The 23,317-nt window shown below is 71.6% G+C and carries 18 protein-coding genes and 1 pseudogene; 10 read left to right on the forward strand and 9 right to left on the reverse strand.

Annotation, left to right across the window (positions count from 1 at the left end):
- Positions 1 to 35: 35 nt before the first annotated feature.
- Positions 36 to 1,955 carry a penicillin-binding transpeptidase domain-containing protein gene (locus tag Ari01nite_RS06315; protein WP_203780087.1) on the forward strand — a complete coding sequence of 640 codons (1,920 nt, stop codon included), beginning with the start codon at positions 36 to 38 and terminating at the stop codon, positions 1,953 to 1,955.
- A 1,351-nt stretch (positions 1,956 to 3,306) separates the two neighbouring features.
- Here the strand turns inward: Ari01nite_RS06315 and Ari01nite_RS06320 are convergent.
- The 4 genes and pseudogenes from Ari01nite_RS06320 to Ari01nite_RS06335 form a co-directional block, all read right to left on the reverse strand.
- Positions 3,307 to 4,291 (reverse strand): annotated as a pseudogene (locus tag Ari01nite_RS06320) (arginase family protein); the annotation flags it as partial.
- A gap of 12 nt (positions 4,292 to 4,303) precedes the next feature.
- Positions 4,304 to 5,287: a tetratricopeptide repeat protein gene (locus Ari01nite_RS06325; RefSeq protein WP_203780088.1), complete on the reverse strand. Its 984-nt coding sequence runs from the start codon at positions 5,285 to 5,287 to the stop codon at positions 4,304 to 4,306.
- Positions 5,288 to 5,527: 240 nt separating this feature from the next.
- Positions 5,528 to 7,201, reverse strand: coding sequence for a coenzyme B12-dependent isobutyryl-CoA mutase large subunit (gene icmA / locus Ari01nite_RS06330; protein WP_203780089.1), 1,674 nt, complete (start codon positions 7,199 to 7,201; stop codon positions 5,528 to 5,530).
- A 54-nt stretch (positions 7,202 to 7,255) separates the two neighbouring features.
- The gene (locus tag Ari01nite_RS06335; RefSeq protein ID WP_239162506.1) at positions 7,256 to 8,446 is read right to left on the reverse strand and encodes an FAD-dependent oxidoreductase; all 1,191 of its coding nucleotides are present in this window, start codon (positions 8,444 to 8,446) and stop codon (positions 7,256 to 7,258) included.
- Positions 8,447 to 8,499: 53 nt separating this feature from the next.
- On the opposite strand from Ari01nite_RS06335, the gene Ari01nite_RS06340 reads away from it, so the two are divergent.
- Positions 8,500 to 9,096 (forward strand): PadR family transcriptional regulator, encoded by a 597-nt coding sequence (locus Ari01nite_RS06340; protein ID WP_239162507.1) that lies wholly within the window; start codon positions 8,500 to 8,502, stop codon positions 9,094 to 9,096.
- Between the two features lie 96 nt (positions 9,097 to 9,192).
- Positions 9,193 to 10,404: an HNH endonuclease signature motif containing protein gene (locus Ari01nite_RS06345; protein ID WP_203780091.1), complete on the forward strand. Its 1,212-nt coding sequence runs from the start codon at positions 9,193 to 9,195 to the stop codon at positions 10,402 to 10,404.
- Positions 10,405 to 10,438: 34 nt separating this feature from the next.
- Here the strand turns inward: Ari01nite_RS06345 and meaB are convergent, their stop codons facing one another.
- Together meaB and Ari01nite_RS06355 are read right to left on the reverse strand one after the other, a co-directional pair.
- The gene (gene meaB / locus Ari01nite_RS06350) at positions 10,439 to 11,386 is read right to left on the reverse strand and encodes a methylmalonyl Co-A mutase-associated GTPase MeaB (RefSeq protein WP_203780092.1); all 948 of its coding nucleotides are present in this window, start codon (positions 11,384 to 11,386) and stop codon (positions 10,439 to 10,441) included.
- Between the two features lie 7 nt (positions 11,387 to 11,393).
- On the reverse strand, positions 11,394 to 12,578 hold the full coding sequence (locus tag Ari01nite_RS06355) for an acetyl-CoA C-acetyltransferase (RefSeq protein ID WP_203780093.1): 1,185 nt from the start codon (positions 12,576 to 12,578) through the stop codon (positions 11,394 to 11,396).
- 202 nt (positions 12,579 to 12,780) lie between these two features.
- On the opposite strand from Ari01nite_RS06355, the gene mce reads away from it, so the two are divergent.
- The 4 genes from mce to Ari01nite_RS06375 all read left to right on the forward strand — a co-directional run bounded on the left by mce (position 12,781) and on the right by Ari01nite_RS06375 (position 17,686).
- Positions 12,781 to 13,248, forward strand: a complete 468-nt coding sequence (mce, locus tag Ari01nite_RS06360) for a methylmalonyl-CoA epimerase (protein WP_203780094.1) — start codon at positions 12,781 to 12,783, stop codon at positions 13,246 to 13,248.
- A gap of 257 nt (positions 13,249 to 13,505) precedes the next feature.
- Complete coding sequence (locus Ari01nite_RS06365; RefSeq protein ID WP_203780095.1) at positions 13,506 to 14,813, forward strand: DivIVA domain-containing protein; 1,308 nt, start codon at positions 13,506 to 13,508, stop codon at positions 14,811 to 14,813.
- Positions 14,814 to 15,054: 241 nt separating this feature from the next.
- Complete coding sequence (locus tag Ari01nite_RS06370; protein WP_203780096.1) at positions 15,055 to 16,464, forward strand: Laminin subunit beta-1; 1,410 nt, start codon at positions 15,055 to 15,057, stop codon at positions 16,462 to 16,464.
- Positions 16,465 to 16,531: 67 nt separating this feature from the next.
- Positions 16,532 to 17,686 (forward strand): AI-2E family transporter, encoded by a 1,155-nt coding sequence (locus tag Ari01nite_RS06375; RefSeq protein ID WP_203780097.1) that lies wholly within the window; start codon positions 16,532 to 16,534, stop codon positions 17,684 to 17,686.
- On the opposite strand, the gene Ari01nite_RS06380 is transcribed toward Ari01nite_RS06375, so the two are convergent.
- Positions 17,646 to 18,503 (reverse strand): alpha/beta hydrolase, encoded by an 858-nt coding sequence (locus tag Ari01nite_RS06380; protein ID WP_203780098.1) that lies wholly within the window; start codon positions 18,501 to 18,503, stop codon positions 17,646 to 17,648. The two genes, Ari01nite_RS06375 and Ari01nite_RS06380, sit on opposite strands and share 41 nt — an antisense overlap.
- A gap of 11 nt (positions 18,504 to 18,514) precedes the next feature.
- Positions 18,515 to 18,844: an Rv1322 family protein gene (locus Ari01nite_RS06385; protein WP_203780099.1), complete on the reverse strand. Its 330-nt coding sequence runs from the start codon at positions 18,842 to 18,844 to the stop codon at positions 18,515 to 18,517.
- Between the two features lie 65 nt (positions 18,845 to 18,909).
- On the opposite strand from Ari01nite_RS06385, the gene Ari01nite_RS06390 reads away from it, so the two are divergent.
- The 3 genes from Ari01nite_RS06390 to Ari01nite_RS06400 are packed head-to-tail and all read left to right on the forward strand — an operon-like array spanning position 18,910 to position 22,553.
- Positions 18,910 to 20,403 carry an aldehyde dehydrogenase family protein gene (locus tag Ari01nite_RS06390; protein WP_203780100.1) on the forward strand — a complete coding sequence of 498 codons (1,494 nt, stop codon included), beginning with the start codon at positions 18,910 to 18,912 and terminating at the stop codon, positions 20,401 to 20,403.
- Positions 20,404 to 20,412: 9 nt separating this feature from the next.
- Complete coding sequence (locus Ari01nite_RS06395; protein WP_203780101.1) at positions 20,413 to 21,060, forward strand: ABC transporter ATP-binding protein; 648 nt, start codon at positions 20,413 to 20,415, stop codon at positions 21,058 to 21,060.
- A complete protein-coding gene (locus tag Ari01nite_RS06400; RefSeq protein ID WP_203780102.1) occupies positions 21,057 to 22,553 on the forward strand; it encodes a DUF6297 family protein in 1,497 nt (498 codons plus the stop codon). Before Ari01nite_RS06395 ends, Ari01nite_RS06400 begins: the two co-directional genes overlap by 4 nt.
- 12 nt (positions 22,554 to 22,565) lie before the next feature.
- On the opposite strand, the gene nucS is transcribed toward Ari01nite_RS06400, so the two are convergent.
- Entirely contained in the window at positions 22,566 to 23,225 is a 660-nt protein-coding gene (gene nucS, locus Ari01nite_RS06405) for an endonuclease NucS (RefSeq protein ID WP_203780338.1), read from the reverse strand.
- Positions 23,226 to 23,317 lie beyond the last annotated feature (92 nt).

Genomic DNA, 23,317 nt, shown 5'->3' on the forward strand with positions numbered 1-23,317 from the left:
CGTCGTTCATCGCGCACCTGGGAAAGGGGTTACCCATGCCGAACCGGACCTGGCCTCGCACGGCCGCATGCCTGGCCGCGCTGACACTGGCCGCGTCCGGCCTGACGGCGTGCTCGAAGGAGGGCCCCGACGGCGCGCTCAAGGACTTCCTGGCGGGCTGGCGCAGCGGCAACCTGAACGCGGTGGGCTTCGTCGCGGCCGACGGCGGCAAGATCTCGGCCGAGAGCGTGGTCACACAACTCCAAGAACTCTCCGGCGACCTCGCTAAACAGCCGCTGGTGCTCTCCGCGGCCGGTGAGCCCAAGACCACCGGCAACATCGCGTCGAGCACCATCAAGCTGGACTGGACGCTGCCCGGCGGCGCGCCCTGGTCGTACAACAGCACGGTCCGGCTCACCAAGGAGGGCAGCGACGGCTGGCGGGTGATCTGGGAGCCGGCCATCGTGCAGAGCGAACTGGCCGGCGGCGACCGGCTGGGGGTCCGCCGGGTGGCCGCGGTCCGGGCCCCGATCCAGGATGCGAAGGGCACGCCGATCGTCACACCGCGTGACGTGGTGGTGATTGGCGTCACACCCGAGAAGATCAAGAATCTCGGCCAGCTGCAGAAGGACCTGCAGACGGCGTTCAAGGAGGCGGGCACGACGGTCGACATGTCCAACCTTGCCGATCGTGTGAAGAATGCCGATGCGGGCGCGTTCATCGAGCTGATCACGCTGCGGCGCACGGACTACGACAAAATCCGGGGCCAGGTACGCCCGCTGGCCGGCACCGTGTTCCGCGAGGAGAAGCGCGAGCTGGCCCCCTCCCGGGCCTTCGCCCGGGCGCTGCTCGGCTCCGCCGACCAGGCGACCCGCGAGGACATCGACGCCAACCCCGAGGCCATCGCGCAGGGTGACATCGTCGGGCACGGTGGGTTGCAGCAGCGGTACGACACCCAGCTGCGCGGCACCGCCGGAGTGTCCGTGGTGATCTCCCGGGTGGCCGCCGACGGCACCGCGAGCGACACCCAGCTCTACAGCACCAAGCCGGTCGACGGTAAGCCGATCAAGCTGACCCTGGACGCCGCGGTGCAGAACGCGGCGGACGCGGCCCTGGCCACCCAGAAGCAGGCCAGCTCGCTGGTCGCCATCAAGGTGAGCGACGGCGCGGTGCTGGCGGTGGCGAACGGCCCCGACGGCGGGGCGGTCAACACGGCGCTCACCGGTCAGGTGGCGCCCGGCTCGACGTTCAAGGCGGTGTCCACGTACGGCCTCCTGCAGAAGAAGCTGGTCACGGCCGACACGGTGGTGCCGTGCCCGAGGACCAGGACGGTGAACGGCCGGGAGTTCCGCAACTCGAACAACTCGTCGCTGGGCCGCGTGCAGTTCCACACCGACTTCGCCAAGTCGTGCAACACGGCGTTCGTCGAGCTGGCCCCGAAGCTGGGCGCGGCCGGGCTGGCCGAGGCGGCCACGGCGCTGGGCCTGGGCGGTCAGTGGGACATGGGCATCGAGTCGTTCAGCGGCAAGGTCTCGCCGGCCGGCAACCCCACGGAACTGGCCGCGGCCACGTTCGGCCAGGGCACCACGACGGTCAGCCCGGTTGCCATGGCGAGCGTGGCGGCGGCCATCGCCCGGGGTCAGTTCAAGCAGCCGAAACTGGTGCTGGAGCCGGCGCCGACCAAGGCGGTCCCGGACGGCCCGCAGCTGGACGCGGGCGCGGTGCAGGCGCTGCGCGCGATGATGCGCGAGGTGGTGACGTCCGGAACCGGGACGGCGCTGGGCAATGTCGAGGGCAAGCCGGTGTCCGGCAAGACCGGCACGGCCGAATTCGACAACGAGTCGAAGGACACCCACTCCTGGTTCATCGGGTTCCAGGGCGATGTGGCGTTCGCGGTGATGGTGCAGAAGGGCGGCTCGGGCGCGGAAGCGGCGGTGCCGGTGGTGGAGACGTTCCTGAACGCCCTGAACAAGTAGCGCGCGGCCGGTCGGTTTCAGGCGATGTCGGCGGGCTCGCCTGAACCGACGGCGGGCCGCTGGGCGGGCAGCGTGGGGCCGGGCTCGGCGGGCTGGGTGCCGTTGAGTGGCGGGCGCGGGCGGAGCATCCCTGGTCGGGTGGCCGGCAGCGGCTCGGAGTCGAGCAGGGGGGCCGAGCCCAGCGGGCGGCTCGCGGGGGCGGCGGGCTCGTTGTTCGCCTCGGTGGAGGGTGGGTCGGCCGGTTCGGGCCTCTCGTCGCCGACCGGGATGGACTGTGCGCCGTCGGGTGACGGCGGTGAGTCGGCTCCTGCGGATCGGCGGAGCCGGCCCGGCGACGGGATATCGGCGGGGCGACGGAGCTGACCCGGGGACGCGGTATCGGGAGTGCGGCGCAGCTGGCCGGGGGACGCGATATCGGCCGGGCGACGGAGCTGGCCCGGGGACGCGGTATCGGGGCTGCGGCGCAGCTGGGCCGGCGACGCGATATCGGCGGGGCGCCGCCGTAGTTGACCCGGTGAGCGCAGGTCTCCGGCGCGGCCCAGGCGCGTGATCGGGTCCGCTTCCTCTGCCGGCTGCCTGGTCCCGGTCAGGGACTCTCCCAGTTCCCTCGGCCGGAGTCGGCCGGGCGACTCGCCTGGCTCCGTCGGTCGGAGCCGGCTGGCCTGCGCGATGGGCTCCCGCGGCCAGAGCGGGGCGGGTGGCTCCGCAGAGTGAGGGCGGCCCGTCGGCTCGGACGCCTCGGGAGCCGGGTCGGGGGTTGTCGCTGCCGGCTCTCCAGCCTCGACTTCGCTCGACTCCGCTGTGCTTCCCTCCGCTGTGCTTCCCTCCGCTGTGCTTCCCTCCGCTGTGCTTCCCTCCGCTGCGCTTCCCTCCGCTGCGCTTGACTCCTCAGTGCTTGAGTCCTGGTCGCCGGGCTCGGGGTCGCTTGATTCCGGGTCGCTGAACTTCGGGTCGCTGAACTTCGGGCCGTTTGACTCCGGGTCGCTTGACTTCCGGTCGGGGAACTTCGGGTCGCTGAGCGTCGGATCTGCCGACTCGGGCGCCGGGTCGGAAGGCTTGGTCGCGCCGGGCTGCGGGGCGCGAGCGGGTGCCGAGGCAGCCTTCGGGGTGAACGCGGGCGTTGGAAGGGCCGTGGGCTCGGGCTCCGCAGCGGCCGCCGGCTGAGGGGCAGTGGGCTGAGCTGGAGCGGGTTCGGGGGCAGTGGGCGCGGGGACCGCGGGCGCATAGGCAGCGGGCGCAGGGGCAGTCGGCGCAGGGGCAGTCGGCGCAGGGGCAGTCGGCGCAGGGGCAGTCGGCGCAGGGGCAGTCGGCGCAGGGGCAGTCGGCTCAGAGGCCGGCGCGGGCGTCGGCTTGGGGGCGGGCGTCGGCTTGGGAGCCGGCTTGGCCAGGTCAGCTCGGGCTGCGACCAGGTCCGGGCGCAGGGCCACCGAGCGGGCCGCGGCCAGTCCGGTCGCCACGGCTGAGGTGATTTCGGCGGCGTACAGGCCCTCGGGGTCGTAGTCCGGGTCGAAGACGGTGATTTCCACGCCCAGGCAGTGTGGGGACTCGACCAGACCGGCCAGCAGCAGTTCCAGCTCGGGGAAAGCGATGCCGCCGGGGGACGGTGCGTCGACGGCCGGCATCACGGCGGGATCCAGGACGTCGACGTCCACGTGCAGCCAATAGCCGGCGCAGTCGACCAGCTGGTCCCGGGCCCACTGGGCGCTGCGGGCGGCGCCCTCGGCGCGCAGGGCGGGGACCGGGCGGGTGACTATGCCGGCGGCCTGGAGATCCAAGCGGTATTCGTCCTGGGCACGGATGCCGAGGACCACCACGTCTATGTCGCGGAAGTACGGCCGGCGGCCCTCGATGGCGGCCAGGTCGGGCTGGCCCCGGCCGGTGGCCAGGGCCAGGTCCTCGCCGGCGGCCGCGCCCACGTACGACGCGTTGCCGGGGTGGCGGAAGTCGGAGTGGCCGTCGACGAAGACCAGGCCGATGCGGCCGCCCACGGACTCGCCGAGACGGTGCATGGCCAGGCCGGAGCCGAGCAGGATGGAGCAGTCGCCGCCGAGGATCACCGGGAACTCGCCAGCGTCCAGGATGGCGCCGATGCGGTCGGCCAGGCGTCTCGAGTAGGCGGCGATCTGGGCCGCATGGGCCACTCCGTCGCCGGGGCGCCAGTCGCCGGCGTCGTACCTCGGTGGGGTCAGGCAGCCCGCGTCGCGGGCGCCGAGCCTGGTCAGCAGGCCGTGGTCGCGGAGGGCTCCGGGCGCCTTGGCGCAGCCCGGCACCGAGGTCGCGGTCGGCGGGCGCAGACCGAGATTGGACGGTGCGTCGAGGACTGCGATACGGCGCACGGAGCCTCCCGCCTAGAAGAGAGCGCTGGCCAGTGCGCGTCGCGCGGCGGCTACCGCGGGATCGTCGGGGCCGGCCACGCTGAACAATGACAGCAGGTGTTTGCGTACGGCATCACGATCGTCGCCGGACGTGCGCTTGACCAGACCCACCAGGCGGGCGTACGCCTTGTCGGCCGCGCCGCTGAGCACCTCGACGTCGGCCGCCAGCCGCTGGGCGTCCAGGTCGTCGGGGGCCGCGTCGGCCTTGGCCAGCGCGGTCGACGGGTCGGCGCCGGAGACGCGACGGTAGAGATCGACCTGGGCCAGGCCGGATTCGGCCGCGGCGTCGTTCGGCGACTCGGCCAGGATCTTGCGGTAGGCCACCTCGGCGGCGTCCAGGTCGCCCTCCATCAGGGCGTCGTCGGCGGAGTCGAGGCGCGGGTCGGCCTCCGGGGCGGTCGACACACCGCCGGCCTTGAGCACCGCGTCCACGTACTGCTTGACCTGGTGTTCGGCGAGGACTCCGGTGAAGCCCTCGACCAGCTGGCCACCCACCACCGCGATCACCATGGGAATGCCCTGCACCCGCAGCGCCTGGGCGAGGCGCGGGTTGGCGTCCACATCGATCTTGCCGAGCACCCAGCTGCCGCCGCCGGCCTGCGCGAGCCGCTCGAGCACCGGGGAGAGCTGCTTGCACGGCTCGCACCAGTCGGCCCAGAAGTCGAGGATGACCGGCGTGGTCAGGGAACGTTCCAGCACCGCCGTCTGGAAGTTGGCCTCGGTGACGTCGATGATCGTCTCGGGCTCGCCGCCCCCAGAGCCGGGCTGCCCAGAGCCAGGCTGCCCAGAGCCGGGGAGGGCGCCGCCGGGGGCCGCACCGTCGGGGGCGGCACCGTTCGGGCTGGCGCCGGCCGGGCGGGCCGGTGCGGTCTGCGGAGACGCGGCCGGGGCACGCAGCGCGCTGAGATCGACCGCGCCGCGGGTGAAGATCGACGGAGTGGTCCGTGGGTCGCTCATGGTTACCTAGTCTCGCACGCTGACAAGGCGGTTCGCCGTGCCGCGGTGCGGCCGATATCGGACGTCACAACCGCACGTGCTGCCGATACTCGACCCCGCCGGCCGGTTGCGCAAGATCCGGCCGGTATCACGTCGCCATCGGGTCAGCGCCGGAGTCGCACCGGGGTCGGCACCGGGGTCAGCATCGGGTCGACACCGGGTTGCAGGCATCCCGCGGCCGGCTTGCGATTCTGCGGCTATCTAGAAGCGGGCCGGCTCCCGGTAGACGCCCCATTCGGCGCGCAGCGCGTCACAGATCTCCCCGAGCGTGGCCTCGGCCCGGGCCGCCTCCAGCATCGCGGGGATCATGTTCTCGGTCGTCCGGGCCGCGGCCACCAGCTGGTCGATCGCGGCCTTCACCCGTACGGCATCACGGGAAGCCCGCCTGGCACCCAGCTCGCGCCGCTGCACCAGCTCGACCTCGTGGGAGACCCGGAGGATCTCCAGTTCCTTGGCGACCGTGCCGGTGTGCGCGTTGACCCCGACGATGCGCTTCTCGTTCTTTTCCAGAGCCTGCTGGTAGGCGAAGGCGGCCTCGGCGATATTGGCGGTGAACCAGCCGTCCTCGATCCCGCGCAGGATGCCGGCCGTGATGCTGCCGTCGTGACCGAGGTCGCGGATCCGGGCGAAGATCTCCTCGGCCTCGGCCTCGATCCGGTCGGTGAGCTGCTCGAGGTACCAGGAACCGCCGAGCGGGTCGGCCACGTTCACCACACCGGTCTCCTCCATCAGCACCTGCTGGGTGCGCAGGGCGATCTCGGCGGACTCGTCGGTGGGCAGGGCGAGCGTCTCGTCGAGCGCGTTGGTGTGCAGGGAGTTGGTGCCGCCGAGCACCGCGGCCAGCGCCTCGACGGCCGTGCGGACCACGTTGTTGACCGGCTGCTGGGCGGTGAGGCTGACCCCGGCGGTCTGCGTGTGGAACTTCAGCCACAGCGCCTTCTCACTGGTGGCGCCGTAGTCGTCGCGCAGGTGACGGGCCCAGATCCGGCGGGCGGCGCGGAACTTGGCGATCTCCTCGAAGAAGTCGATGTGCGCGTCGAAGAAGAAGCTCAGTCCCGGCGCGAACTGGTCGACGTCGAGGCCGCGGCTCAGCCCCAGTTCGACATACCCGAAACCGTCGGCCAGCGTGTAGGCCAGTTCCTGCGCCGCGGTCGAGCCGGCCTCCCGGATGTGGTAACCCGAGACGCTCAACGGCTTGTACTTGGGAATCCCTTCTGCGCAGTACGCCATCAGGTCGCCGATCAACCGCAGATGCGGCTCCGGCTCGAACAGCCACTCCTTCTGCGCGATGTACTCCTTGAAGATGTCGGTCTGCAGGGTGCCGTCCAGCCGGCTCAGGTCGGCGCCCTGTCGCTCGGCCGCCACCAGATACATGCAGAAGATCGGCACAGCCGGGCCGGAGATCGTCATGCTGGTGGTGGTCTTTTCCAGGTCGATGCCCGCGAACAGCACGTCCATGTCGGCGGCCGAGTCGATCGCCACCCCGCAGTGCCCCACCTCGCCGAGCGACTGCGGGTCGTCGGAGTCGCGGCCCATCAGGGTGGGCATGTCGAAGGCGACGCTCAGCCCGCCGCCACCGGCCGCCAGGATCATCTTGTAGCGCTCGTTGGTCTGCTGGGCGTTGCCGAAGCCCGCGAACTGCCGGATGGTCCAGGTGCGTCCCCGATATCCGGTCGGATAAAGACCGCGGGTGTACGGGAACTCGCCGGGCCAGCCGATCCGCTCGAAGCCCGGGTACGCGACCCCGGCCGGCGGGCCGTAGACCGGGTCCACGGTGACGCCGGACAGCGTGGTGAAGTCCGCTTCCCGCTTGCGGGCGGCGTCGTAGCGAGCCTGCCAGCGCTCCCGGCCGGCGGCGATGTCGGCAGCATCCATGCCGTCATCCTAGAGGCAAATACTGAACGATCGATAAGGTGCGCGGGTAATTTGCTACACCCGGTGGTCGAGGATCCACGCCTGCGGGTTTCCCTTGCCGTAGACCAGCTTCATGATCAGCGGGAACATCGCGTCGCGGAGGGCCGCACCCAGCGGACCGGCGGTCTTTCCGCTGCCGTTGCGGCGCCCCTGGGCTACCACCTTCTCCACCCGGGCGCGCCGGCGACGCTCGTACCTGCCCAGCGCGGTGGCCAGGTCCGGCTCCTCGGCCAGGCAGCGGCCCAGCGTGGCGGCATCCTCCATGGCCATCGACGCGCCCTGACCCGAGGACGGGGACATCGCGTGCGCCGCGTCCCCGAGCAGGACCGTACGGGCGGTGCGCCAGGTCGGCACGCGCGGCAGGTCGTCGGTGTTCCACGGGCCGAGCACCGCGGGGGTGGCGCGGATGATGTCGGCGGCCGGCAGGGCGTCCGCCGCGAAGAGTTCCAGGAGATGGGCGCGCCAGGACTCGGGGGTGAACTCGCCCGGGACGACCGGCCGGCGGCGGGGCGGGTTGGCGAACCACCAGACGGTGCCGTCCGGGGCCGTCGACCAGCCGAAGAACGCGCGCCGCCCGAACGCCATGTACACCATGCCGGGGGTCGCGCCGGCGGCCGCCGCGACCGGGCCGGTGGTGAAGCCGCCGGCGTTGAGCAGGCCCAGGTAGGTCGGCGCGGGGCCGCCGGGGTTCAGGACATGACGGGTACGCGAGTGCAGGCCGTCGGCACCGACGAGCAGATCGCCGCCGGCGGTGGAGCCGTCGGCGAACGTGACGGTCACGCCGTCGGGCCGTTCGTCCAGGTCGTGCAGCGCTCGGCCGTACTCGATCGGAATGCCGCGGGAGGCCGCCTCGCCGCGCAGGGCCTGGTAGAGGTCGGCGCGCCGGATCGTGGTCGTGGTGGTGCCGTCGGCGGTGGGGCCGCCCAGCGGGAGCACGGCGAGCGTCCGGCCGGCGCCGTTGCTCATGGTCAGGGTCGGCGTCGGGTAGCCGGCGGCCAGCAACCGCGCCGGATCCAGGTCGATGGCGCGCAGTGCGGCCAGGCCGTTGACGGCCACGGTCAGGAAGGCGCCACGCAGGTCGGCGGAGGCCGGGCGGGCCTCGAAGATGCGCGGCTGCCAGCCGGCGCGGTGCAGCGCGAGGGCGGCGACGGTGCCGGCGATGCCACCACCGGCGATCAGGACAATCTTGGTTCCCGCTATAGTCATACTTTGACTATCCATGGCATGACTAACAGCCGTCAACCCCGTAGTCTGTGGCCGTGACCTCTGGAGAGCCGCGCCGGTCGACGCTGGCGATGGTGCTGCTGGCGCTACTCGTGGAGGCGCCGGCGCACCCGTACCGGATGCAGCAAATGATCAAGGAAAGGGGCCAGGACCAGTTGGTCAACGTGGCCCAGCGCAACAGCGTCTACCAGGCACTCGATCGTCTGGTGCGAGACGGGCTGGCGCGGCCGGCGAGCACGAGCCGGGAGGCCGGCCGGCCGGAGCGGACGGTCTACGAGATCACCGAGGCGGGCGCCACCACGATGCGCCGCTGGCTCACTGACATGTTGCCGGCGCCGGCCCGGGAGTTCCCGGAGTTTCCGGCCGCGCTCGCCTTCCTCGCCGTCCTAAACCCGATGGAGGTACGCGACCTGCTCGGTCGCCGGATCGACGCGCAATCCGCCCGGCTCGCCACCATCCACGACCACGCACCTCCCGGCCTGCCGCGGCTGTTCCTGATCGAGGACGAGTACCGCGCCGCCATGCTGGCCGCCGAGATCGCCTGGCTGCGTGGCGTCGTCGCCGATCTGGACAGCGGCTCGCTCGCCTGGGATCGGGCCATGATCGACGCGACCCTCGCGGAGTTCGGCTGAGGTTTTGTCGTACGGGTGTTCTAATGTGGCCGGGTGCTTGGTGGTGTGCGGAAGCTCGGTGAGGACCTCGCGACACTCGCGGCTGTCCCTCTCTGGATGCTGCCCGACACCGAGCTGGTCGACTCGCTGCGCGCCGTGCACCGTCTGGAACAGACGGCCGCACTGCTCAAGGTGCGGCTGGTGCACGAGGCCGAACGACACGGGGTACCGGGGGCGCAGGGGCACCGGACCACGGCGCGGTGGCTGCGCGATCTGTTGCTGATGGATCCGGCGCCGGCCCGGGAACTGGCTGAACGAGCCGAGACGCTGCTCGGCCGGCCGGGACTCGAGGAGGCGATCCTCGACGGGCACCTCGACATCCGGCAGGGGGTGGCCATCGCGGAGGCGCTCGACGCCATCCCGGACGACCTCGCTGACGACGAGTCCGCGCCGGACGCCAAGCAGATCGCCGCGCAGGCCGAAACCGTGATGACCGAGATGGCCGAGCGGCTGACCGCAAGCCAGCTGCGCCAGGTCGGCGACCGGATCCTGGCCCACGTGGCTCCCGAGGTGGCCGAGCGGGTCGAGGAGGCGGCACTGCGCCGGCGCGAGGCCCGCGCGTACGCGAAAAGGTTCTTCTCGCTGTCCCGCCCGGCCGCGGGCATGGTCCGGGTCTCCGGCATCCTCACCACCGAGGACGCCGCGATCGTCAATGCCGCGCTGGATCCGCTGTGCATGCCCCGGCCGCACGACGACCGGCTGCCCGGACAGCGCCGGGCGGACGCCCTGGTCGACGTGTGCCGGCTCGCCCTGCGCAACCGCGACCTGCCGGCGAACGGCGGCGAACCGCCCCAGGTGTCGGTGACGGTCGCGTTCGATCCGCTGACCGGCGAGTTGGGCGGCGGCACCCTGGCCGACGGCGAACGTGTCTCGGCCGCGACCGTCCGCCGGTACGCCTGTGACGCCCGGATCCTGCCGTTCGTGATGGGCGGCCAGGGCCAGATCCTCGACGCCGGTCGCAGCCGCCGCCTGGTCACCGGTTCACTGCGGCGGGCGCTGGTGCTGCGCGACCAGGGCTGTGCGTTCCCCGACTGCGACCGGCCCGCCCGCTGGTGCGACGGCCACCATCTGCGTTCCTGGTACGACGGCGGCACGACCTGCCTCGACAATCTCGCGCTGCTCTGCGGTCATCACCACCGCAAGCTGCACGACCCGGCGAGTGGATGGCAGGCCCGGCTCGGCACGGATCGGCTGCCCGAGTTCATCCCGCCGGCCTGGATCGATCCGGAGCAACGACCCCGGCGCAACCTCTTCCACCCGCGGAAGTGAAGATCGCGCCAGTAAGGATCGGGGCAGTGCGGGATCACAGTCCCTTGAGCAACTCGTCGGCCGCCGCATAGGGGTCCGATTCACCGGCCGCGACCTGGGCGGCGAGGGTGGGCAACGCCGTGCCCTCGCGCAGGTTGCCGATCCGGGCCCGCAGCACGCCCAGCGCGATCGCCTCGACCTCGACCGCGGCCCGGCGCTCGCGGCGGGCGACGAGGTTGCCGGTGTCGGCGAGCCAGCCGCGGTGCTTCTCGATCGCGGCGACCACGTCGTCGATGCCCTCGCCGCGAACCGCGGTGGCCCGCACCACCTGCGGCCGCCAGTCGCCCGGGGCCCGCTCGCCGAGCCCCAGCATGCCCTGGATGTCGCGGTAGGTGGCGTCCGCGCCGGGGCGGTCGGCCTTGTTGATCACGAAGACGTCGGCGATCTCGAGGACGCCCGCCTTGACCGCCTGGATGGCGTCGCCCATGCCGGGGGCGAGCAGCACCAGCGTGGTGTCGGCGAGCGAGGCGATCTCGACCTCGGCCTGCCCGACACCGACCGTCTCCACCAGGATCACGTCGCAGCCGGCGCCCTCGAGGACGCGGACGGCCTGGGGAGTGGCGGCGGAGAGGCCGCCCAACTGCCCGCGGCTCGACATGGACCGGATGTAGACGCCCTGGTCGGTGGTGTGCTCCTGCATTCGCACCCGGTCGCCGAGGATGGCGCCACCGGTGAACGGGCTGGACGGGTCGACCGCGAGCACGCCCACCCGCTTGCCGGTCGCGCGCAGGTGCCGGACCAACTCGTTGGTGGTGGTGGACTTGCCCACGCCGGGCGCGCCGGTCAGCCCGACCACCTGGGCGTGCCCCGCGTACGGCGCCAGGGCCGCGGCTACCTCGGGCAGGCGCGGGTCGCCGTCCTCCACCAGGCTGATCAGCCGGGCCACCGAGCGGGGGTCACCCGCACGTGCCCGGCCGACCAGCGTGGGGACGTCGTGGTTCACGCTGCGCTCATGCCTTCGGTACCCGGATCACCAACGCATCCCCCTGTCCGCCGCCGCCGCACAGCCCGGCCGCGCCGGTGCCGCCGCCGCGCCGCTTGAGCTCCAGGGCCAGGGTAAGCACGAGACGGGCACCGGACATGCCGATCGGGTGGCCAAGGGCGATCGCCCCGCCGTTGACGTTCACCTGATCGGTGTGCACGTCCAGCTCGCGCATGGACTGGATGACCACCTGGGCGAACGCCTCGTTCATCTCGATCAGGTCGAGGTCGGCGACGGTGAGGCCAGCCTTGCCGAGCGCATGCTGGATGGCCCGGGCCGGCTGGGACTGCAGCGAGCTGTCCGGACCGGCCACGTTGCCGTGCGCCACGATCTCGGCGATCCAGACCAGACCCAGCTCCTCGGCCTTGGCCCGGCTCATCACGACGACCGCGGCGGCGCCGTCCGAGATCGGCGAGGCGCTGCCCGCGGTGATGGTGCCGTCCTTGACGAATGCGGGCCGCAGCTTGCCCAGCGACAGGGCGGTGGCCTCGGGCCGGACACCCTCGTCGATGTCGACGATCGGGTCGACGTCGCGCAGACCCGTCTTGACCGGCACGATCTCCTCCGCGAAGGCGCCGGACTTCTGGGCGGCCGCGGCGCGCTGGTGGCTGAGTGCGGCGAACTCGTCCTGCTCCTCGCGGCTGATGCCCAGGTTGCGGCCGCTGCTCTCGGTGGACTCACCCATTGAGACGCCGTCCCACGGGTCCATCAGACCGTCGAACGCGGTGTGGTCGCGGACCAGCACGTCGCCGAACTTGGTGCCCTGACGCTGGTTCATCATCAGGTGCGGGGCGTTGGTCATCGACTCCATGCCGCCGGCCACCACGATCTCGAACTCGCCGGCCCGGATCAGCTGGTCGGCCAGCGCGATCGCGTCCAGGCCGGACAGGCACACCTTGTTGACGGTGAGGGCCGGCGTGGTCATCGGGATGCCCGCCGCGACCGCCGCCTGCCGGGCGGTGATCTGCCCGGTGCCGGCCTGCAGCACCTGACCCATCACCACGTACTGGACCTGATCGGGGCGGACGCCGCCGCGCTCGAGGGCGGCCGCGATGGCGTACCCGCCCAGGGCGGTGGCCGGGACGTTCTTGAGATTGCCGAGGAGGCGGCCCATGGGCGTACGGGCGCCGCTCACGATTACCGAGGTGGTCACGGTCTTCGCTTTCGGTCAGTGTTGGTGTAGCCAGGGTTGGGTGGGGCCCGGGTGTGGTGGGCCAGGGTTTGGTGGGCCAGGTTGGTGAGGCCGAGGTTTGGACGGGCAAGGGCTGGTAGGGCGAGGGCTGGCAGGCACCGCTCTAGGAGGCACGGTGGGGATCGGCCATCGGCCTTAACGGTGGTTAGGTAAGACTAGTAGGATGACCGAGGACTCACCTAGGGACCCCAGCGGCGAGAATGTCACATTCCCGCTGGTCGAATTCTTGCGTATCGATCATGTCGGCGTCGCGGTCCCGGACCTGGACGACGCGCTGAGGTTCTACGCCGAGATGTTCGGTATGCACGTTGTGCACGAAGAGACGAACGAGGATCAAGGCGTACGCGAGGCCATGCTCGCGGTCGGCGACGGCACCGGCCCGCGCCTTCAACTGCTGGCACCGGCCCGTCCCGACTCGGCCATCGCGAAGTTCCTCGACCGCAGCGGCCCCGGTCTTCAGCAACTGGCCTACACCGTGGCCGACGTCGAGGCGACCGCCGCCGCGTTGCGCGCCCGTGGTCTCCGGTTGCTCTACGACACCCCGCGACGCGGTACCGCCGGCTCGCGGATCAACTTCGTGCACCCCAAGGACGCTGGCGGGGTTCTGGTGGAATTAGTAGAGCCCGCCTGATTACTCCGCCTTACGAGTGAATCATCCTGTCCTCGGAGCGCTCGGCCTGGCAGGATCAGGGGATCGAACGGCGCTCGCGCGGCGCCGATCGCCGTAACCCCGGACACTGCAGGTGACGGCCCGCCGCACGGGAGTCCGATGTCCCCTGCCCGAACGGCGGACGCTTCCGCTTCCGGGCAGCTCAAAGCTGATCTACGAGTCTTTTCTGATGCCATTCCGCTCTTGCGTGGCAGGGGCGTCTTCGCCAGGATGGCCCAATGCCCCAGCAGCAGGATCAAAACTTGGCATTCTTCGACGGTGCGAATTCACAGCACGACTTCACCGTCGTCCTCCGCGGCTACGACCGCGGCCAGGTGGACGCGCACTTGGGCCGGCTGGTAGCCGCGCTCAATCAATCCGAACAGGCCCGTGGTGAGGCCGAGCAGCGGATGAACGATGCGCAGCGTCGGCTGCGCCAGGCAGAGCAGCGGCTTAATGCCCTGGAGCAGAAGCTCGCGGACAGCAACAAGCTGCTGGAGGAGAACAACAGGCCAACGCTCTCCGGGCTGGGCACCCGGGTCGAGCAGATTCTGCGATTGGCCGAGGAACAGGCGAACGATCATCGCGGCGAGGCCAAGCGGGAGTCCGAGGGCATCCTCTCCGCGGCCCGCCTCGAAGCCCGGGAGATCACCGACAAGGCGCGTGCCGAGGCCGCCGCCATGAAGGCGACTGCCGAGCGCGAGGCCGGCCAGGTGCGCACCCACGCGGAGCGCGAAGCGGCGGAGGCCCGCGTCCAGGCCCGCCGTGAGGCCGACACCCTTCGGTCCGACGCCGACCGCGAGACCAAGCAGCTGCGCACCGTCACCGCGCACGAGGTGGCCGAGCTCAAGTCGACGGTCGAGCGCGAGGTCGCGTCGCTGCGCGCCACCGCCGAGCGCGAGATCACCCAGCTGCGGGCCAAGTCCTCCCGCGAGGCCGAGGAGAAGCGCGCCGAGGCGACCAAGCTGCTGACCGACGCTCGCGACAAGCGCGACAAGGACCTCCAGGCCCTCGCGCTGGAGATCGCCGAGCGCCGCGAGAAGGCGGAGTCCGAGGAGTCGCAGCGGCACGCCGCTCAGGTCAGCGCCACGCAGAAGATGGTGGCCGAGGCCGAGGAGCGGGCCCGTGCCGCCGAGGACCGCGCCAAGGAGATCGAGCACCGCGCCGAGCAGCGGCGTGTCGAGTCCGAACGTAATGCGATTGAGACCACGGAAAAGTCCCGCGCGCTCGCCGAAAAGACGGTGACCGAGGCTCGCTCCGAGGCCCAGCGCTTGATCAGCGAGGCCCGTACCGAGGCCGAGCTGACCACCCAGGCGGCGAAGCGCCAGGTCGAGGACCTCACCCGCCAGAAGGACGCGGTCACCAACCAGCTGGGTCAGATGCTGTCCGGCCTGTCCGGTCTGGTGCCGGGCGTCGGCGGCGCAGCCAAGGCAGCCGCGGTGGCCGAGGCAGCCGCCAAGCAGGCCGAGGCGCCCGTTCAGCGGGCCCCCGAGGCCGAGAAGAACGGCTCCCCCGACAAGGCGATGCCCGCCAAGACGAATTCCTGAGTCGTTCGCCACGGACTACTCCGGTTGCGTACTCCTCGTGGGTGCGCAACGGTAGTTCGGGCGGTCGTTGCACATCGATGAAGGCCGTGCCGGAGTTTCTCCGGTGCGGCCTGACTCGTTTTGCGCGCGTAACCTAGCGTTGGCACAGCCGGCTCAGACAAATCACAACTAGACGCATACTCCGCCCAGGACGGTGTGTATCCGTACTTCGCGGGACGATGCGTATGTGAGGATGGACAGCATGTCGCATGGCGGTGAAATCTTCGGTCTCGGCGGAGACGCGGCCACCGAACCCAGCTTCGAGACTGCCCTGCGCGGCTACGAGAAGAAGCAGGTCGAGCGGTACGTAGCCCGCGCCGAGAACGAGATCGCCGCGCTGGCCACCGAACGAGAACAGGCGTACACCCAGATCCAGGCGATGAGCGCGCAGATCGATCGGCTCCAGCAGGAGATCACCCAGGTACGCCGGCAGGGCGGAATTGGACCGGAGGTGTCCTTCCGGCACCTGGGCCCGCGGGTCGAGCAGATCCTCGCGCTCGCCGAGGAGCAGGCCGAGGCGATCAAGGCGTCCGCCACCGACGACATCGCGGCCCGGCTGGCCGAGGCCGAGCGGATCCGGGCCGAGGCCGAGGCACACGCCCACGACGGCATCCGCGACTTCGAGATCGCCCTGGCCGCACGCCGGGCCGAGGAGCAGCGGGCCGACGCCGCCAAGCGGGCCGCGTCCGAAAAGGCGCTCGCCGCCGCCCGGCAGGCCGCCGAGCAGCTGCGCGCCGAGGCGGAAAATGCGGCCGCCCGCGCCCGCGCCGACGCCCAGCAACTCGCCGACAAGACCGCCCGCGAGACGCAGCGCGCCCGCGCCGAGGCCGACGGCTACGTCCAGTCCACTCGCATGCAGGCCGACCAGGAGATCAAGGCGCTGCGGGAAAAGGCCCAGCAGGAAGTCAACGCCCAGCGCGCGACCGCCGAGCGCGAGTACGGCGAGCACAGGGCCACTGTGGAGCAGGAACTCGCACAGCGCCGCCAGGTCGTCGCGCAGGAGCTGGCCCAGATGCGCGAGGGCGTCGAGAAGCAATGCGCCGACCTGCGCAGCGAGGCCGACAAGTACGCCGAGGAGGTGCTGCGCCGCTCCGACGACCAGGCCACCGCGGTCCGCAAGGAGATCGCCGCGCAGCAGGAAAAGATCACCCAGGCCGGCCGCGACCTCGAGGCCGCCCAGGCCAAGGTCGCCAAGGCCGAGCGCCAGGTCGCAGCCGCGCAGGAACGGGCCAGTGCCGGCGAGCAGGAGGCCGACCAGGTCCGGCAGCGTCTCGCCGAGGCACGAAAGGACCTGGAGACCGAGCTCAACCGGGCCGCCGAGGCGAAACGGTCGGCCGAGGCCGCCGAGCGGCGTGCCACCGACGTCCGCCGCCAGGTGCAAAAGGAAGCGAAGCGGGTGGCCGAACTGGCCGCCGCCGCGGTGCTCGCGGCCGCCGCCTCCCCCGGCGACGACGACCTGGCCGACACCAACGACAAGGCGGTGGCCGGTGGCCCGGTGGGCGCGCACGCCGCGGCCGAGCCGAGCGTCCCCGCCGCGCCTCCCGGCAAGGTCACTGCCTCGGCAAAGGTGACCGTGCCACCCGCTACCCGGGTCGGCGCGGACGCCGACTAGCCGGGTAGCGTTTGCTGGCCGGCGGCGATAGCGTCCCGCCGAAACACTCGGCGGGAGGAATCACCCGGTGACCGCAGACGACCAGAAGGCGCCTGAGCAGGCCGAGCCACCCGCCGACCAGCCGCCACTTGAAAACGAGGTGGCGGCGGGGACGAAAGGGGACACGGAGGAGTCGCGCTTCGGCCGGCCCGGGCCGCCGCTCAACCGCCGCAACCCGTTCATGGTGGGTCTGCTCGGCGGGCTCGGCGCCATCCTGGCGTACACGATCTTCCTGGGCATCCGGAACGCGGCGTCCATATTGGTGCTGATCTTCATCGCCGGGTTTCTGGCCATCGGCCTCAACCCGGCGACCAGCCGGCTGCGTCGCTGGGGCGTGCCGCGCGGCGCCGCCGTCGCGATCGTCGCGCTCACCGTGGTGGGCCTGCTGGCCGGCGGCATCGTGGCGCTGATTCCGCCGCTGGTCACCCAGACCAACGAGCTGATCCAGAACGTGCCCGATTACATCCAGAATCTGCAGCGCAACAAAACCGTCAACGACCTGGTCGAGCGCTACCAGATCATGGAAAAAGTGACCAGCGCGCTGAACGCCGGCACCGTGGGCAACGCGGTCGGCGGCGTGGTGGGCGGGGCCAAGCTGCTCTTCGGGACGATCTTCAACACGCTCACCGTGCTGGTGCTGACCATCTACTTCATGGCGGCGTTCGACCGGCTACGCGAGTCGGCGTACCGGCTGGTGCCGGCCTCCCGGCGCACCCGGGTGCGGCTGCTCACCGACGAGATCCTCACCAAGGTCGGCGCGTACATGGTCGGCGCCCTGGCGATCGCCGTGCTGGCCGGGGTGAGCACCTGGGTGCTCGCCGTCATCCTCGGCTTGGCCTACCCGTTCGCGCTGGCCGTGGTGGTGGCCATCTGCGACCTGATCCCGCAGATCGGCGCGACCCTGGGCGCCGTGATCGTGAGCCTGGTCGGCTTCGCGTCCTCGCTCACCAACGGCATCGTCTGCGTCGTCTTTTTCATCATCTATCAGCAGGTTGAGAACTACCTGATCTATCCGAGCGTGATGCGTCGCTCGGTGAAGGTCAGCGACGTGGCCGCCGTGGTGGCGGCCCTGCTCGGCGTCGCACTGTTCGGTGTGGTCGGTGCGCTGGTGGCGATCCCCATGGTGGCCGCAGTACAGCTGATCATGCGGGAGGTTCTGGTTCCGAGCCAGGAGACGCGATAGGAGCGGGGACGGGTACGTCGGAGAAGGCGGCCACGGTCCGGTCGGCGTACGCGTTCATGTCGCCGCTCTCCATCGGACCGTCCCAGGTCTGCGGCAGCGGAACCGGCACGTCCGGCGCCACCCGCCGCACCACCTCGTCGAGCACCGTCTCGGCGTCGCCCACCCACAAATGTTTGGCGCCCGCCACCGGCAGCACCTCGGCGTGCGGGACGGCTGCGAACCGCTCGGCCGCCTCGGCCGGTCGCAGGTAGTCGTCGAACTCCGGGATGATCGCGGTCACCGGCTTGCCGCTTCCGGCCCACGCCGCCAGGTGTTCCGGCTGGCTGAACCGCAGCGGCGGGGACAGCAGGATAGCGCCCTCGATCGCCGGGTCGAGGCCGTGCATGAGCGTCAGGTCGGTGCCGAACGACCAGCCGAGCAGCCACACGTTCGGCAGGTCGGCGAACTCCGCGTACTCGATGGCCGCGGCCACGTCGTACCGCTCGCCCACCGCGCCGTCGAACGCGCCCTCGCTGGTGCCCCGCACACTGGACGTGCCGCGGGTGTTGAAGCGCAGCACCGCGATCCCGGCCAGCGCCGGCAGCCGCCACGCCGCCTTGCGGAACACGTGACTGTCCATCATGCCGCCGTGCGTGGGCAGCGGGTGCAGGCAGACCAGCGTGGCTACCGGATCGCGGTCGAGCGGCCGGGCCAGCTCACCGACCAGGGTGAGTCCGTCGGCGGTGTGCAACTCGATGTCCTCGCGGGCGGCGGGCAGGATCGAGTTGGCACGGATCGGATTGGCACGGATCGGATTGGCACCGCTCGTAATGCTCATACCCACGATCTTCACCCATAGCGCGGAGCGTTGCGCGACCGCTCCACTCCCGGGCCGCGCCGGTCACGTGCCCGCCAGCACCCGGTGTGCCAGTGTCGCCGGTCGGTGAGGTCGCCCTGTTCGTCGGCGGGCCACGCCACCACGTGCGCCACGCCGGGCCGGATGTCCTGCATGCAACCCGGGCAGCGGTACGTCTTGGCGGCCGCCCCACCGAAGATCGAGCGGACCATCCAGTCGCCGTCCTGCCACTGCTGGACCCCCTCGATGCCCTTGCGCACGCGCTCGTCCGTGAGGTCTTTGGCCTCCTCGGGACGGCGGGGTCGGTTGCGGCGCGGGCTCACTTCTCCAGGGTACGGCGCAGCCAATTTAGTGACTCACCGGTAACCTCGGTCCTAGACTCCGGTACATGACGGCTACTCGCGTTCCCGGCGTGCCGGAGATCGAAGACGGTCTGCTCCTCTCCACCAACCCGGCCACCGGCGAGGAGGCCGGCCGGGTGCCGGTCGCCGACGAGAAGGCGGTCGCGCAGGCCGTCGAGCGCGCCCGCGAGGCCGCCGCCTGGTGGCTCGGGCTCGGCTACGACGGCCGCAAGGCCCGGCTGCTGCGCTGGCGGTCGCTGCTCGTCGGCCGGATCGACGAGTTGGCCGAGGTGACCCACCGGGAGACAGGCAAGCCGACCGCGGACGCCGTGATGGAGACCGTCGCCGCCGTCGAGCACGTGGACTGGGCCGCCCGGCACGCCCGCAAGGTCCTCGGCCCGCGCCGGACGCGCACCCGCCTCCTGCTCGCCGAGCACTCCGGGCACCTGGAATATCAGCCGTACGGCGTGGTCGGCGTGATCGGCCCGTGGAACTACCCGATCGTCACGCCGGTGGGCCCGATCAGCGGCGCGCTGGCCGCCGGCAACGCCGTCATCTTCAAGCCGAGCGAGTACACCCCGGTGGTCGGCCAGTGGCTGGTCGACACGTTCGCCGAGGTGGTGCCCGAGCACCCGGTGCTGCAGGCGGTGCACGGCTTCGGCGACGTCGGGGCGGCGCTGTGCCGGTCCGGGGTCGGCAAGGTGGCGTTCACCGGCTCCACCGCCACCGCCAAGAAGGTGATGGCCGCCTGCGCGGAGAACCTGGTCCCGGTCGTGATCGAGGCGGGCGGCAAGGACGCGCTGATCGTCGACGCGGACGCCGACGTGCCCGCGGCCGCCGAGGCGGCCGTCTGGGGCGGCATGACCAACGCGGGGCAAACCTGCATCGGCATCGAACGGGTGTACGCGGTGGCTCCCGTCTACGACGCCCTGGTCAAGGAGATCGTCGCGAAGGCCGGCAAGCTGCGTACCGGCGAGGAGATCGGGCCGATCACCATGCCCCGGCAGATCGACACCATCCGCGAGCACATCGACGATGCGCTGGCCAGGGGCGGCACCGCGGTGCTCGGCGGCGCCGACGCGGTGCAGCCGCCCTATGTGGCACCGACCGTGCTGGTCGACGTGCCGGCCGACTCGACCGAGATCCGCGAGGAGACGTTCGGGCCCACCCTGACCATCACCCGGGTCAAAGACGCCGAGGAGGCGATCCGGCTGGCCAACGACACCCCGTACGGCCTGGGCGGCGCCGTCTTCGGCAAGAAGAACGCGATCCGGATCGCCCGCCGGCTGCGCGCCGGGATGGTCGCGGTCAACTCCACGCTCACCTTCGTGGGGATGGGCAACCTGCCGTTCGGCGGCGTCGGCGACTCCGGGTTCGGCCGCATCCACGGCGAGGACGGCCTGCGCGAGTTCGCCCGGCCCAAGGCGATCACCGTCCGCCGCGGCCCGTCGGTCCTGCCGTCGATGACCTTCGAGCGCACCCCGGCCCAGATTGCCACCATCGTCAAGGCCGTACGCCTGCTGTACAAGGGCCGACCTTAAGCTGAGGCGGTGGTAGATCACCCCGCCGTCGAGGTCGCCGGGCTACACGTCGGCTACGGCTCGAACCCGGTCCTGGTCGACGTCGCGCTCACCGTCGCGGCAGGCGAAGGGGTCTGCGTCACCGGCGAGAACGGCATCGGCAAGTCCACCCTGCTGCGCTGCGTGAGCAGCCTCCAGCAGCCGGACGAGGGCGAGATCCGGGTCTTCGGTGCGGTGCCCGGCGCCTCCCCCGAGTTCTGGCGGGCCGTGGTCACCACCGTCGAGCCGCCCACCTGGTATCCCGGTCTCACCGTCCGCGAGCACGCCGAACTGGTCTGCCGCGCGCACGGCCAGGATCCCGACGAGGCCGGCGTCGACGAGGCGCTGGAGACGTTCGGCCTGGCCGGGCATCTCGACGCCATCCCGCCGTCGCTCTCCTCCGGCCAGAAGCAACGCCTCACTCTCGCGGTGGCCCTGCTGCGGCCCAGTTCGCTGCTCATCCTCGACGAGCCCGAGCAGCGCCTCGACCGCGAGGGCCGCGAGTCGGTCGCCAAGCTGCTCGCCGACTACGTGGCCGGCGGCGGTTCGCTGCTGATGGCCAGCCACGACGACGTGTTCGCGGCCGCCTCGGGTGCCCGGATCACCTCGATGGAGTCACTCGGCACGGTCCCGCTGTGACGACCGTCCCGCTCGCTCCCGTCCGGCGCTGGATCAGCCGCCGCCAGGCCGCGCACCGTGACCGCGGCGAGACCGCCGGCAGCATCTACTTCGCCGTCCTGCTGGTGCTGGTGGTCGGCGCCATGGTCCACCGGCAACTGGCCGCGACTTTCTGGCCCACTTCCCCGGACGCTTCCCCGCTGCTCGGCGGCTCGCTGATCCCGGTCCTGTTCGGCCTCCTCTACCTGGCGTTACGCCGGTTCGGGCCGCTCGCGCTGAGCCGCCCCGCCGCGTCCTGGCTGCTGCCTGCCCCGGTGAGCCGACGCCAACTGCTGCTCCCGTCGCTGCGAATTACCGCGCTGGCGGCCGCGGCGGCCGGCGCGACCGCCGGGCTCGGGATCGTGGGGCACACCGCGCCGCGCACGGCCGGCGGCCTGGTGGTCGCGTTGCTGATCATCGGTGCCGGGCTGGCCGGGGTGGGGCTGCTGCTGGTGGGGCTGGCCGCGCAGGCCGGCGGCCGGTGGGGCGAGCGGCTCGACGCCGTGGCCGGCCTGCTGCTGGCTCTCGGGCTGGCCGGCCTGGTGACCGGCGCGAGCCGGGACGATCCGATCGCGGCGGGTGGGTGGCCCACCGCCGCGATGCTGCTTCCGCTGGTGGGTGCGGTCGCGGTGATCGTCGGGTTCCTGTTTGCCCTGGCCGTACGCGGACTCGCGCGCACGCCGAACGAGCGGATCCTGGAGGCCGCCAAAACCGCCGGCACCCTGTTCGACACCGCGTTCGGGATGGAGCCCTCGTTCCTCACCGACATGATCGAGCGCCGCTACTGGTCCCGTCGACGGCTGCGCTCGATGCGGCTGCCCGCGCGCCTGCCGGTGCTGGTCGGGCAGGACCTGCTGCTGACCGCCAGGCGCCGCGGCCGGGTGCTCTGGCTGGCCCTCGGCGCCGCCCTCCCGGTGCTGCTCGGCGCCGCGCCGCGCTGGCTGACCGGCGCCGCCGTCCTGGTCGGCGGGATGCTCGCGGCCGGCATTCCGACCGGCACCGTCAAGACCGACGCCGGCAACCCGGTGCTGCTGCGCCTGCTCGGGCTGAGCTCGCGCCGGGCCGTACTCCAGCATCTGTGGGTGCCCGGTGTGCTGGCCGCGCTCTGGTCGGCGCTGGCCCTGGCCGTGCTGACCGTGCTCGACCTGATGCCGCCGGGGCCGTGGTGGGCGCTGGGTCTGGCACTCGGCCCGGTCGGCGCGGTGGCGGCGGTGCGCCGGGCCCGGGTCGGTTTCGTCCGCAACGACATGCTGCCGCTGGACACCCCGATGGGCACGATCTCGACCGGCCCGCTGGTGAACGCCGTGGTCGGCCCGGACGCGCTGCTGCTCGGCCTCCCGGCACTCGTGCAGGTCGCCCAGGGCACGCCGCTGACCTGGACCACGGTGCTGGTGCAGGCCGTGGTCGGAGTGATCGGCGCGCGCGCCTATCTGGCCGGCAGCACCGCCACCGACCGCGTCGACCTGACCCGATGACCCGGAACGATCTCAGAACAGGGTGAGCTCGTTGCGCTCCATGCCGCGCAGCTTGTCGTAGTCGACCACCACGCACCGGATGCCCCGGTCGGTGGCCAGCACCCGGGCCTGCGGCTTGATCTCCTGGGCCGCGAAGACGCCCTGCACCGGCGCCAGCAGCGGGTCCCGGTTCATCAGCTCGAGGTACCGGGTGAGCTGCTCCACCCCGTCGATCTCGCCGCGCCGCTTGATCTCGACCGCGACCGAGCCGCCGGCGGCGTCCCGGCACAGCAGGTCGACCGGGCCGATCGCGGTCATGTACTCCCGGCGGACCAGGGTCCAGCCCTCGCCGAACGTCTCGGGGTGCGCGGCCAGCAACTCCTGCAGGTGCGCCTCCACGCCGTCCTTCACCAGGCCGGGGTCGACGCCCAAGTCGTACGAGGTGTCCTGGAAGATCTCCTCGAGGGTGATCCGGAGCTCCTCGCCGGCCTTGTTCACCACCTTCCAGACGCCCGGCGCCTCCTGGAGCTTGCAGGGCGGGCTCATCCAGTTCAGCGGCTTGTAGGCGCGGTCGTCGGCGTGGATGGAGACCGAGCCGTCCGCCTTGACCATCAGCAGCCGGGTGGCGGGAGGCAGGTGGGCGGAGAGACGACCGACGTAGTCGACGGAGCACTTCGCGATGACCAGGCGCACCGCACGACAGTAGCGGACGCCGGCGCCCGCGGCCCACGGCGGCACTCGCCCCATGCTGTCCTGCTGGGCGCCGTCCTGGTGGAACGGTGCTG

This window comes from Paractinoplanes rishiriensis (assembly GCF_016862375.1).
Taxonomy (GTDB): domain Bacteria; phylum Actinomycetota; class Actinomycetes; order Mycobacteriales; family Micromonosporaceae; genus Actinoplanes; species Actinoplanes rishiriensis.

Bases quoted from the DNA above. Each gene is read 5' to 3' on its own strand.
- Ari01nite_RS06315 (WP_203780087.1), top strand. From the start codon at position 36: ATGCCGAACCGGACCTGGCCTCGCACGGCCGCATGCCTGGCCGCGCTG.
- Ari01nite_RS06325 (WP_203780088.1), bottom strand. From the start codon at position 5,287: ATGAGCGACCCACGGACCACTCCGTCGATCTTCACCCGCGGCGCGGTC.
- icmA (WP_203780089.1), bottom strand. From the start codon at position 7,201: ATGGATGCTGCCGACATCGCCGCCGGCCGGGAGCGCTGGCAGGCTCGC.
- Ari01nite_RS06335 (WP_239162506.1), bottom strand. From the start codon at position 8,446: ATGACTATAGCGGGAACCAAGATTGTCCTGATCGCCGGTGGTGGCATC.
- Ari01nite_RS06345 (WP_203780091.1), top strand. From the start codon at position 9,193: ATGCTGCCCGACACCGAGCTGGTCGACTCGCTGCGCGCCGTGCACCGT.
- mce (WP_203780094.1), top strand. From the start codon at position 12,781: ATGACCGAGGACTCACCTAGGGACCCCAGCGGCGAGAATGTCACATTC.
- Ari01nite_RS06365 (WP_203780095.1), top strand. From the start codon at position 13,506: ATGCCCCAGCAGCAGGATCAAAACTTGGCATTCTTCGACGGTGCGAAT.
- Ari01nite_RS06370 (WP_203780096.1), top strand. From the start codon at position 15,055: ATGTCGCATGGCGGTGAAATCTTCGGTCTCGGCGGAGACGCGGCCACC.
- Ari01nite_RS06380 (WP_203780098.1), bottom strand. From the start codon at position 18,503: ATGAGCATTACGAGCGGTGCCAATCCGATCCGTGCCAATCCGATCCGT.
- Ari01nite_RS06390 (WP_203780100.1), top strand. From the start codon at position 18,910: ATGACGGCTACTCGCGTTCCCGGCGTGCCGGAGATCGAAGACGGTCTG.